12 protein-coding genes and 1 pseudogene are annotated in these 10,347 nt (G+C 66.5%); 8 read left to right on the plus strand and 5 right to left on the minus strand.

Annotation, left to right across the window (positions count from 1 at the left end):
• The 3 genes and pseudogenes from RSO01_RS48105 to RSO01_RS44030 form a co-directional block, all read left to right on the plus strand.
• Positions 1–206: pseudogene (locus tag RSO01_RS48105) on the plus strand (ArsR/SmtB family transcription factor); the annotation flags it as partial.
• A gap of 15 nt (positions 207–221) precedes the next feature.
• Complete coding sequence (locus RSO01_RS44025; protein WP_147156959.1) at positions 222–785, plus strand: hypothetical protein; 564 nt, start codon at positions 222–224, stop codon at positions 783–785.
• A gap of 328 nt (positions 786–1,113) precedes the next feature.
• Positions 1,114–1,689 (plus strand): hypothetical protein, encoded by a 576-nt coding sequence (locus tag RSO01_RS44030; RefSeq protein WP_218037650.1) that lies wholly within the window; start codon positions 1,114–1,116, stop codon positions 1,687–1,689.
• 1 nt (position 1,690) lies between these two features.
• On the opposite strand, the gene RSO01_RS44035 is transcribed toward RSO01_RS44030, so the two are convergent.
• The 5 genes from RSO01_RS44035 to RSO01_RS44055 form a co-directional block, all read right to left on the minus strand.
• Positions 1,691–2,770 (minus strand): S-methyl thiohydantoin desulfurase family protein, encoded by a 1,080-nt coding sequence (locus RSO01_RS44035; RefSeq protein ID WP_147156960.1) that lies wholly within the window; start codon positions 2,768–2,770, stop codon positions 1,691–1,693.
• Positions 2,767–4,140, minus strand: a complete 1,374-nt coding sequence (locus RSO01_RS44040; RefSeq protein WP_147156961.1) for a metallophosphoesterase family protein — start codon at positions 4,138–4,140, stop codon at positions 2,767–2,769. The genes RSO01_RS44035 and RSO01_RS44040 overlap by 4 nt, the downstream gene beginning before the upstream one ends.
• A gap of 5 nt (positions 4,141–4,145) precedes the next feature.
• The gene (locus RSO01_RS44045; RefSeq protein ID WP_147156962.1) at positions 4,146–4,652 is read right to left on the minus strand and encodes a PaaI family thioesterase; all 507 of its coding nucleotides are present in this window, start codon (positions 4,650–4,652) and stop codon (positions 4,146–4,148) included.
• A gap of 2 nt (positions 4,653–4,654) precedes the next feature.
• Positions 4,655–5,089, minus strand: coding sequence for a PaaI family thioesterase (locus RSO01_RS44050; RefSeq protein ID WP_147156963.1), 435 nt, complete (start codon positions 5,087–5,089; stop codon positions 4,655–4,657).
• 108 nt (positions 5,090–5,197) lie between these two features.
• The gene (locus RSO01_RS44055) at positions 5,198–5,944 is read right to left on the minus strand and encodes a sulfite exporter TauE/SafE family protein (RefSeq protein ID WP_147156965.1); all 747 of its coding nucleotides are present in this window, start codon (positions 5,942–5,944) and stop codon (positions 5,198–5,200) included.
• A 174-nt stretch (positions 5,945–6,118) separates the two neighbouring features.
• Here RSO01_RS44055 and RSO01_RS44060 point away from each other — a divergent pair, with 174 nt between their 5' ends.
• From RSO01_RS44060 to RSO01_RS44080, 5 genes are all read left to right on the plus strand, one after another.
• Positions 6,119–7,006, plus strand: a complete 888-nt coding sequence (locus tag RSO01_RS44060) for a LysR family transcriptional regulator (protein WP_147156966.1) — start codon at positions 6,119–6,121, stop codon at positions 7,004–7,006.
• A 71-nt stretch (positions 7,007–7,077) separates the two neighbouring features.
• Positions 7,078–7,509 (plus strand): PaaI family thioesterase, encoded by a 432-nt coding sequence (locus tag RSO01_RS44065; protein WP_147156968.1) that lies wholly within the window; start codon positions 7,078–7,080, stop codon positions 7,507–7,509.
• A 62-nt stretch (positions 7,510–7,571) separates the two neighbouring features.
• Positions 7,572–8,417, plus strand: a complete 846-nt coding sequence (locus RSO01_RS44070; RefSeq protein ID WP_147156970.1) for a metallophosphoesterase family protein — start codon at positions 7,572–7,574, stop codon at positions 8,415–8,417.
• A 40-nt stretch (positions 8,418–8,457) separates the two neighbouring features.
• Positions 8,458–9,012, plus strand: a complete 555-nt coding sequence (locus tag RSO01_RS48110) for a DUF488 domain-containing protein (protein WP_170303833.1) — start codon at positions 8,458–8,460, stop codon at positions 9,010–9,012.
• 97 nt (positions 9,013–9,109) lie between these two features.
• The gene (locus RSO01_RS44080) at positions 9,110–10,339 is read left to right on the plus strand and encodes an urea ABC transporter substrate-binding protein (protein ID WP_147156973.1); all 1,230 of its coding nucleotides are present in this window, start codon (positions 9,110–9,112) and stop codon (positions 10,337–10,339) included.
• Positions 10,340–10,347 lie beyond the last annotated feature (8 nt).

Below are 10,347 nucleotides of genomic sequence, written 5' to 3' on the forward strand. Positions count from 1 at the left end.
GCCGTGCCGGCAGCCGCCACTTCGCGCGCCAGTGCCTGGACTGGAGCGAGCGGCGGCCGCACATCTCCGGCGCGCTGGGGGCCGCCATCGCCGACACCTTTTTTCGCCGCGGCTGGGCCGAGAAGCTTCGCCGCAGTCGCACCGTACGGCTGACCGATTCAGGACGTCGGGCGATGGGCAGCCATTTCGGTGCGGCGCTTCCCTGAGGTAGGATCGGGGTCATGTTCGACCTCGACCAGTTCATCGTCGACCTTCGCGCCACGCTTCCCGAGCGGTCCCGGCAGCCCATGAAGGACGTCGTGGCCCGCGCCGTCTCCGATCCCGCCGCGCTGATGCGCGCGATCGGCCAGCCCGAGAACGCCGGGGTGCAGGTGCTGCACAAGTCGCCCGAGCTCACGGTGCTGAACCTGCTATGGGCGCCCCGGCAGATCGCCCTGCCACATGACCATCGCATGCCAGCGGTGATCGGCATGTACACGGGACGCGAGGACAACATCTTCTGGCGCCGCGTCGCCAACCCTGTGAAATTCCAGATCGAGGCGGCCGGCGGCGAGGCGCTGGGTACAGGCGACGTCACGCTGCTGGGCCACGACATCGTCCATTCTGTCGTCAATCCGCTCGGCAAGATCAGTGCGGCGATCCACGTCTATCTCGGAAACTTCCTCGAGATCGAGCGCAGCATGTGGGACGCCGAGACCCTGGTCGAAGAGCCTTACGACATGAAGAAAGTTGTGCAGGGCATGGCGCTGCAGAAACGCGATCCGGCAAAGGCAGCGACGGGCTGATACCTCCCAATTGCCTTTGTAGCGCGTGGCTCGGGCGTGGCTGGTCCTCGCCGCCGAAACCAGGATCGCAGTCATGACGGCCGCGCAGGTACGCTTAAAGCATGGGCATATCTCCCCGTGTTTGCGTCCCGTAACGGCAATGTGGTGCTTGGGCGATGTCAAATGTCGAGGCGTGGCGAGACGGCGTGACGCTTCTCCTCAGGGTGAGATCCCCGAAATCGTGGCCGATGGCGCGCGGGCCGACGACTGCCGGACCCTTGGGCGTCAGGAACAGCTTCGGCGTCGGCGCGGCTGACCGATTCAGAACGTCGGGCGATGGGAAGTCATTTTGGCGCAACGTTTGCTTGATAACTTCCCAATCATGTTCGACCTGGACCAATTCATCGTCGATCTCAGAGCAACGCTACCCGAGCGGTCGCGGCAGCCTATGAAGGATGTCGTGGCTCGTGCCGTCTCCGATCCTGCCGCTTTGATGCGCGTGATCGGCGAGCCGGAGAAGGCCGGCGTCCAGGTGCTGCACAAATCTCCCGACCTGACGGTGGTGAATCTCCTATGGGCGCCGCGGCAGATCACCCTGCCGCACGATCATGCCATGCCGGCGCTGATCGGTATGTACACCGGACGTGAGGACAATTTTTTCTGGCGCCGTGTCGCCAACCCCACGAAGTTCCAGATCGAGACAGCCGGTGGCGAGGCGCTGGGCGTGGGCGACGTAACGATCCTGGGTCACGACGTTGTCCACTCCGTCGTCAATCCCCTCTGCAAGATCAGCGCGGCCATCCACGTCTATCTCGGCAACTTTTTCGAAGCCGAACGCAGCATGTGGAGCGCCGAGACCCTGGTCGAAGAGCCTTACGACATGACGAAGGCCATTCAAGGCATGCCGCTGCAGAAGCGCGACTAATCTAGCCGGTGAAAGCCGGCCTGTAGTCAAAGTCGTAGCCAAATGCGCGCGGGCCCACCGTCGCGAGGCCTCTCGGCGTCAGGAACAGTTCCGGCGCCGGCAAGGCAATGACGCTGATGCGCTGGCCGTAGCGCAGCATCTCGGTGCCGACGGCCTCGCCCGATTCACTGTCCATGGTGCAGATGATGTCGGGCGTGGTGGCCACGACCTCGCCATCGCGCCAGGCCGCGGCGTATTCGTTCTGGAAGTCGAGCTCGAGCATCGCGCCGCGATCGCCGTCGAGGCCGGCCAGGCGGGCGGTGCCGCGCAAGAAGCCTTCCGTCGTGCGTCGCTCGACATCCTGCACCTTGCCCTTGAACAGCAGGATGCCCCGCTCGGCCTCGATGAGGGCGGCAACGGCGTCCTCGCGACGGCGGCGCGCCTCGCCGACGACGCGGCCGATGCGGATCGCCTTGCTGGTGCTGTAGAGGATGCCGTGATCCTTGACTTCGCGGCCGGTGCGCGGCGCGCGGCAGGCCGAGGCGACCGACCCCATCTCGGCGCAGGCCTTGCGGCTCAGCCGCTCCATCCATTTGGCATCGGCGGCGCGCTTGATGATCACCTCGATGCCGCGCACGTCGGACAGCACGGTGGTGAGCATGGGTAGGCCGGCGATGGCGAAGCTCGTCATCTGGCCTTCGGGAAAGGCGCGACCCATCGAATCGGCATCGACCGCCGGCAGGCCGGTCACGGCGCCGGCAATGAGCGCGCGCAGTCCGTTGGCGCCGCCGATCTCGCCCGACATGACGGCGCGGAACGGACGCTTGAGATGATCCTGCAGCGCGAGCAGCGGCCGGGCGACGACCTTGGGATCGGGCAAGCGCTCCTGTCCCACCAGGGGCGCGCCGATGCCGGCAACCATGGCGACGAGATCGTCGTCGGCAAGGTCCTTGGGATCCATCAGCGAGACGCGTGCGCCGCCGTCGTACAGGGCGAGGAGATTGACGTAGGAGAGGTAGGGGTTGCCGCCGCCGCCGGCGCCCAGGATCCAGGCGCCGGTCGCCAGCGGTTCGAGCTCGTCGCGTTGGATGTCGCGCATCATCGTTGGACCAGTGCCGATACTGAGAGGTTCGTTCCCCTGAAGGGTTGATCGACGGGACCGCGCGCAGCATGGCCGACGGACCAGCGCTCCGGCCAGTCGAGGCGCTCCGCGCCCCAGGCCGACGCGCCGGTGAGCGATGACCAGCTCGCCTCGCCCTCGCCGCGGTAGAGGAAGCCGCCGGGGCCCATGCCCGTGTGAACGACCAGCTGAAGGTCGAATGGCGAACCCGCCGCGACGGCCGGCCCGTACCAGTAATGCGGGCTGCGACGCGCCTGAAAACCGACGATCACCGTCAACCGCTGGTCGATGCCGCGCAGGCCAATCCAGAGCGGCATCTGCAGATCCGGCCGAAAAGCCGACAGCAGCGTCTGCGCCGAGCCATCGCCGGCCGCCGCCGCTCGGCCCGTGAAGCTGAGGCCGACAAGGCGATCATCGTAGGGGCCGCCCGCGAGGGCCGCCTCGCTGACGCCGGCCGGCAGCGCGCGCCACTGGGAGACATCGGCCAACCGCAACGGCCACGACAGGCGCTCGCGGACCCGGCAGTCGGTATCCAGCACCTGATAGCGCAGGCCCTCGCCGTCGAGCGCGCCCTGGACACAATGCAGATACTCCACGCCTTCGGGCATGCGATGCGCCGTTCCGGCGCCGGCGGTGCAGACCTGCAGCACGCCGCGATGGACCTGCACGTCGAAGGCGAGGATGTGGCTGCAGAGATAGGCCAGCACGCCGGCCTCGACGAGCACGTCCCAGAACGCGCCCGCATGCTCGGGGCCGATCTCGCGCTGGTAGGCGCCCGAGAAGCCGTTGATCGGGAACACCGGGTGATGGCCAAGCACCAGCTTGTGGCGCGCGTCGGCGTGACGCTGCAGGACCTCGCTGAGCCACGTCGTCTCGACATGGCCTTCGCCGCCCAGGCCCGTCCACATCGTATGGACGAAGACCATCAGCAGGTCGCCGCGCCGCACGAAGTAGGACAGGCCCTCCTGTCCAGGCGGCCCATTGCGCGGCAGATGGGCGAGCATCGTGCTGAACGTCGCCTCGCTCATCTCGTCGTAGGTCGTGTGGTTGCTGGTCGTGTTCCAGAGCGGGATCGCCTGGCGATCGAGCCAGGCCATCTCGTGCTGCAGCCAATGGCGCCACTGCGCCTCGAGCTCGCTGCGGTCGACCGCATAGCCCGCGACCTCGTCGCCCAGGAAGGCGATGAACTCCGGCGGCGGCTCGAGGCGCTGCACGACGGCGTTGACCGACGCGAAGGTCTTTTCATGCAGGGCACCGGCGATGCCCGAGCAGGAATCGCCGTAAACCACGAATTGATGGCCCGGCCCGCGCGGCAGCAGGGCGGGCAGCCGGGCAGCGCCTTCGGCCGACATCGATGCTAGCGCGATGGCGCCGCGGCGCCAGCGGCGCTGCGATCGAGGCGAGCCTTGCCGAAGGACAGGCCCTCGCCCGACGGGATCTTGGCGATCTGCGAGGCGCGCAGAAACTTCTCGTCGCCCACCGTCAGGTAGATGTTGGTGAAGAGGAGCGAGCGCGTCTGGCGCACGACCTCGGCGCGGCCCTCGACCCAGTCGCCGACCCTGGCCGGCGCCACGAAGTCGAAGGTCATGCTGACCGTGGGCAGGAACTTGCGCAGACCGACCAGCGTGCCGCCGCCCATCGTGCCCACCAGGTCGGCCACCGTCATCATCATGCCGCCATGCAGGCCGCCCGCCGGATTGCACATGTGCTGGTGCACGCGGAAACCCAGCACGAACTCATCGCGCGTGCCCTTGGCGCCGCGCTTGGCGTAGAGCGTGCCGATATGGCTGTTGAAGGTGGTCTCGGGCCGGTCGCGGTCGAAATCGATGCGCAAAAAACCGTCGGGCGGATCATCCTGAAGCAAGTCTAACCCCTGCGCGTAAGCTTGCGGTGGCGGCTGAGCAGCGAGAACACGCCCAGCCCCGCCAGCACCTCGTGGCGCGGACCATAGAGACGGCCCCTCACCTGCGCCATATGCTCGTCGTGGCCGACGACCTCGCCCTCGGCCTGCAGCCAGTCGCCGACACGGCCGGGCCCGAGATAGTCGAGCGACATGCGCACCGTCACCGCTCTGCGGTTCAGCGTGTGCAGCACCGCCGTACCCATCGCCGAATCGATGAAGGCCGCCAGCATGCCGCCATGCACGATGCCGAGCGCATTGGCGTGCTGGGGGCCGGGCAGGAAGCCGCGGATGACGCGGTCGCCGTCGATCTTCTCGAACCACGGGCCGTTGGCCGCGGCGAAACCGGACGCTTCGGTGAGCTCGCGAAAGCCCAGAGGAACCTTGGACGGAATGGCCACGGGCCATTGTAGAGCATGAAAGCCGAAGGGGTCACGAGCACCCGCAACGATGGCTCGTGACCCCTCCACTCGCCTCCCCGGGTGGATGCGTGGGGAGGAAGAGACCGTTCAGGCGAGGCGCGCCATCAGGACCAGGCTGTAGCCGACATAGTAGGTCGCGATGGTGGTGATGATGCGGTTCGACCAGACGCGGAACTGCTTGTCGCTGAGCTTCTCGAGCAGGAGTTTGCCAAGGGAGGTGCCGATCATCGACGAGGCGACGGCGATGGCGAGGAACCACGGCTCGACCGAGCCCGCCTGGTCGATCAGCGCGCCAAAGTAGACGAGCTTCAGGCTGTGGCTGAAGAGCTGGCAGGCGGCCTTGGTGGCGATGATCTGCTTACGCTCCAGGGTCGTGCGCAGGAAGAGCGTGTCGAGCAGCGGGCCGGTGACGCCCGCGACCAGCATCAGCATCATGCAGATGGCGCTGCCGCCCAGCATCTGGCCGGGGCCGAGGTTGCGCGGCAGCACGCTGTCAGGGATCGCCCGCACGATGAAAGGCGAGATGCCGAGCAGCAGCAGCGCCACCGCCCGGTCGGGCACGTAGAGCCAGAGCGACCACAGGCCGACCGCGAGAAGGCTGCCGACGATGCTGGCGGCGGCGATCCTCCACTCGATGTGGCGCCACCACAGGATGGCGCGCCAGCCGTTGGAGGCCATCTGGGTCACCGCATGCAGCACCATGGCCTGGGGCAAGGGCATGATGAACAGCAGCACGCCGATCAGGATCAGGCCGCCCGCCATGCCGAACACGCCGGACAGCAGGGCGGTGAAGATCATCAGGACTGAGAGGCTGGCGGCGAGCAGGGCGGTCATGGCGGCGTCTCCGGTAGCGAAGCGCTGCCAGCATGAGCGTGCGATGTGCACACTTCAAATATATGATAAGTGGGATTTACATACTTTTTTCCTCTGTCATCCTGAGCGCAGCGAAGGATCTCATGGCGTGGCAACCGGCGATGAGGTCCTTCGCTACGCTCAGGACGACAGAAAATGGAACTGCGCCATCTCCGTTACTTCGTCACCGTCGCGCGCGAGGGCCACATCACGCGGGCGGCGGAGAAGCTTCACATGCAGCAGCCGCCACTCAGCCAGCAGATCAAGGCGCTGGAAAGCGAGATCGATGCCGCCCTGTTCGTACGCCATCCGCGCGGCGTCAGCCTGACCGATGCCGGCCGCTCCTTCCTGGCCGATGCCGAGGCGGTGCTGGCCCAGGTCGATCGCGCCGCGGCGCGGGCGCGCCGTACCGCGCGCGGCGAGGTCGGCCGCATCGCCGTGGGCTTCACCACCTCGGCCCCGTTCCATCCCCTGGTGGCACGCGCCATTCGCGAGTTCCGCGCCAGCCGGCCCGACGTCTCCTTCGTCCTGGAGGAGACCGGCTCGGTCGACCTTCTGGCCGGCCTGCGCGAGGAGCGGCTGGACATCGCCTTCATCCGCTCGGGCCTCGCCGATCCACAAGGGCTCGCCGTCCATGCGCTGCTGCAGGAGGACATGGTGGCCGCCCTTCCCGCGCGCCATCGCCTGGTGCGCCGGCCGCGCCTCACCCTGAAGGACCTCGCGCACGAGACCTTCATCCTCTACCGCCGGCCCGACGGGCGCGGGCTCTACGACGTCATCATCAGCGCCTGCACCGAGGCGGGCTTCAGCCCGCATGTCGGCCAGGAGGCACCGCGTATCGTCTCGACCTTGAACCTGGTGGCGGCGGGGCTCGGCATCACCATCGTGCCGGCGTCGCTGAGCCGCCTGCCGCTCGAGGGCGTCACCTACCGCACGCTGAGCGGCCGGCCGGCGATCAGCGTGCCGCTCAACCTCGCCTGCCGCGGCGACGAGCGCTCGGCCGCGACGCTGGGCTTCATCGATCTGGTGCGCCGGCTGGCATGATCGGCGTGCATAGGGTTCAATTCGAAACATTCATTTTTCGCATTTGACCGCGCCACGATAGGCTTCGCGCCATGGTCGACGCCACTCCCCCACCCGGCTTCGAGCCGCTGTTTCGAACCAGCCCGTTCCTCGACCACCTCGGCCCGTTCTTCATGCGCAAGCAGGCGGACGGAACGTTCGTGGTCGGCGTCCGCGTCCAGCCGCATCACGCAAACGGCCGCGGCGTCGCGCATGGCGGCCTCCTGATGACGTTGTGCGACATCTCGCTGGGCTACCGCACGACATCGAGTGTCGAGCCGCGGCCGATGCTGACCACGGCCAGCATCACGACCGACTTCGCCGGCTCGGCCCGGATCGGCGACTGGATCGAAGTCCATGTCGACGTCCACAAGGTCGGTGGCCGGCTCGCCTTCGCCAACTGCTACGTCGTGCGCGACGGCGAGCGCATCGTGCATGCCAGCGGCGTATTCGCCCGCAGCGGCGATCGTCCTCAGTCTGTTTGATCAAGCGACATCGCACCGTCACGCCGGCGACGGATACTGCACGCGTTCACAGGAGGACCACCATGGCCCGTATCATCGTGATCTCCGATCCGCATCTGTCGCCGACGCACGGCTTCTTCTGGGACAACTGGTGCCGCGCGTGCGAGATGGTGAACCGGCTGGCGCCCGACGCCGTGATCGTGACCGGCGATCTCTGCATCAACGGCCCCGACAGCGATGCCGAAGTGGCCTTCGCCCGCCAGGCGCTCGGCCGGTTGAAGCCGCCGGTCCATGCCTTGCCCGGCAACCACGATGTCGGCGACGAGCCGCCCGGCCAGGCGGCCGACCAGATCGTCGACGCAGACCGGCTGCGGCGGTGGCAGTCGGTATTCGGCAGCGATCGCTTCGCCTTCGACGCCGATGGCTGGCGCGTGCTCGGCATCAATGCGCAGCTTCTCGGATCGGGCCTGCCGCAGGAGGACGAGCAGGATGCCTGGCTCGATGGCGAGCTCGGCGCGGCCGCACGGCCGGTTTTGCTCGCCCTGCACAAGCCCTTGTTCCTGCAATCAGCCGACGAGAGAGAGGTCACGGCAAGGTCGATCAATCCCGAACCGCGCGCCCGGCTGTTGCGCCGGCTGCAGGGTGCACCGGTGCGGGCCGTCATCAGCGGCCATTTGCATTGCCATCGCGACGTCGTCCGCGACGGCCTGCGCCATGTCTGGGCACCGTCGACGGCCTTCCTGGTTCAGGAGCCGGTCGACGCCACCGCCGACAACGTCCTCGGCATCCTGTCCGTCGAGGTCGGCAACGACGGCGTGCGTGTCGAGCTGGTCGATGTCCCAGGCCTCGTCCCCCACGACCTGGCGGAACTCAAAGGGCACGGACGGTACAAGTACCTACGCGACATGCCGGTTTGCCCGCCGGCCTGATCGATTTGACACCGAGCGCGGACGATCTCTTGATAGGCGCATGATCAAGACGATCGGTCATTCCAACCATCCGATCGAGCGCTTCGTCGACCTGCTGAAAGCCGGGGGAGTCGAAGCCGTGGTCGATGTGCGCTCCATGCCCTACTCGCGGCGCTTCCCACAGTTCGGTCGCGAGCGCCTGGCGCAGAGCCTGTCGGCCGCTGGCATCCTCTATCGCTACGAGGGCGCGGCGCTGGGCGGCAAGCCCAAGGATGGCGCCGGCTACGACGCGTTGGCCGGGCGGCCAGAGTTCAAGGCCGCGCTCGATCGGCTGATCGCCGGGTCGGCCGATGCCACGCTCTGCCTGATGTGCGCCGAGAAGGAACCGCTCGACTGCCATCGCACCGTGCTGGTGTCGCGCCGCCTCGCCGAGCGCGGTGTCGAGATCGAGCACCTGCTGGCCGACGGCAAGCGCAAGCCACATGCGGTGCTCGAGGAGGAACTGCTGGCGGCAAGCGGCGAAGGCGTGCCGGATCTCTTCACCACGACGGAAGACCGCGCCCAACGACTTGCCCGCACCTGGCAACAGCGCGAACGCAAGATGAAGCGCGCGTAGGTCATTCTCTTTCTGGACCGAGCGCGTCTTGCGTTCTTGCGCCTCAGCTGGCATTTTTCTTGCTGCGTGAACGTTCGTACAGGAACGAGGGGCGCATATGATCTTGAATCGTCGCAGGCTTCTCAAGGCTACGGCCATCGGCACTGCAGCGACAGTGACCAGTCCGTTCATCATTCGCGATCTTCATGCCCAAGATATCATCAAGGTCGCCGGCATCCACGACACCTCGGGCGGGCTCGACATCTACGGCAAGCAGATGGTCGCCACCCTCGACCTGGCGGTCAACGAGATCAACGCCTCGGGCGGCGTGCTCGGCAAGAAGATCGCGCTGACCAACTACGACCCGCAGTCCAACATCCAGCTCTACACCCAGTACGCGACCGAGGCGGCGACCAAGGAGAAGGTCGCGGTGGTCCATGGCGGCATCACCTCGGCCTCGCGAGAAGCCATTCGGCCGTTGCTCAAGCGCTTCAATACGCTCTACTTCTACAACACGCTGTACGAAGGCGGTGTCTGCGACCGCAACATCTTCTGCACCGGCTCGACGCCGGCGCAGACCGTCGAGAAGCTGGTGCCCTATGTGCAGAAGAAGTGGGGCAAGAAGATCTACACCATCGCGGCCGACTACAATTACGGCCAGATCACCGCGAAGTGGGTGAAGAAATACGCCCAGGACAATGGCGGCGAGGTCGTCCAGACCGACTTCTTCCCGCTCGACGTCACCGACTTCGGGCCGACGATCAAGAAGATCCAGGCGGCCAAGCCCGACCTCGTGATGTCGGCGCTGGTCGGCGCGGCGCACATCTCGTTCTATCGCCAGTGGGCGGCGGCGGGCATGAACAAGCAGATCCCGCTCGCCTCGACGACCTTCGGCAACGAGATCGTCATCACCTCGCCCGAGGAGCACAACGGCTATATCGTGGCCTTTGCCTATCTCGAAGGCATCGACACGCCGGCCAACAAGAAGTTCGTCGAGACCGTGCACGGCAAGTACGGCATTCCGCACATGACCGAGCTCGCAACCATGACCTATCACGGCATGTATCTGTGGGCGAACGCCGTCAAGAAGGCGGGCTCGATCGACCGCATGAAGGTGATCGAGGCGCTGGAGGGCAATGCCTCGTTCGACGGGCCGGCCGGCAAGACCACGATCGACCCGCAGACGCATCACACCGTGCTCGACGTCTATATCGGCGAAGCCAAGGACAAGAAGTTCACGGTGGTCGAGAAGTTCTCGCAGCAGAAGCCTTCCGACACGTCGGCGGTGTGCGACCTCAAGAAGAACCCCAACGAGAACAAGCAGTACGTGATCGACGTCAAGACCTGATCACGGAG

Source organism: Reyranella soli (genome assembly GCF_007992495.1).
GTDB classification, from domain to species: Bacteria; Pseudomonadota; Alphaproteobacteria; order Reyranellales; family Reyranellaceae; genus Reyranella; species Reyranella soli.

Bases quoted from the DNA above. Each gene is read 5' to 3' on its own strand.
- RSO01_RS44025 (WP_147156959.1), top strand. From the start codon at position 222: ATGTTCGACCTCGACCAGTTCATCGTCGACCTTCGCGCCACGCTTCCC.
- RSO01_RS44035 (WP_147156960.1), bottom strand. From the start codon at position 2,770: ATGATGCGCGACATCCAACGCGACGAGCTCGAACCGCTGGCGACCGGC.
- RSO01_RS44040 (WP_147156961.1), bottom strand. From the start codon at position 4,140: ATGTCGGCCGAAGGCGCTGCCCGGCTGCCCGCCCTGCTGCCGCGCGGG.
- RSO01_RS44055 (WP_147156965.1), bottom strand. From the start codon at position 5,944: ATGACCGCCCTGCTCGCCGCCAGCCTCTCAGTCCTGATGATCTTCACC.
- RSO01_RS44060 (WP_147156966.1), top strand. From the start codon at position 6,119: ATGGAACTGCGCCATCTCCGTTACTTCGTCACCGTCGCGCGCGAGGGC.
- RSO01_RS44065 (WP_147156968.1), top strand. From the start codon at position 7,078: ATGGTCGACGCCACTCCCCCACCCGGCTTCGAGCCGCTGTTTCGAACC.
- RSO01_RS44070 (WP_147156970.1), top strand. From the start codon at position 7,572: ATGGCCCGTATCATCGTGATCTCCGATCCGCATCTGTCGCCGACGCAC.
- RSO01_RS48110 (WP_170303833.1), top strand. From the start codon at position 8,458: ATGATCAAGACGATCGGTCATTCCAACCATCCGATCGAGCGCTTCGTC.
- RSO01_RS44080 (WP_147156973.1), top strand. From the start codon at position 9,110: ATGATCTTGAATCGTCGCAGGCTTCTCAAGGCTACGGCCATCGGCACT.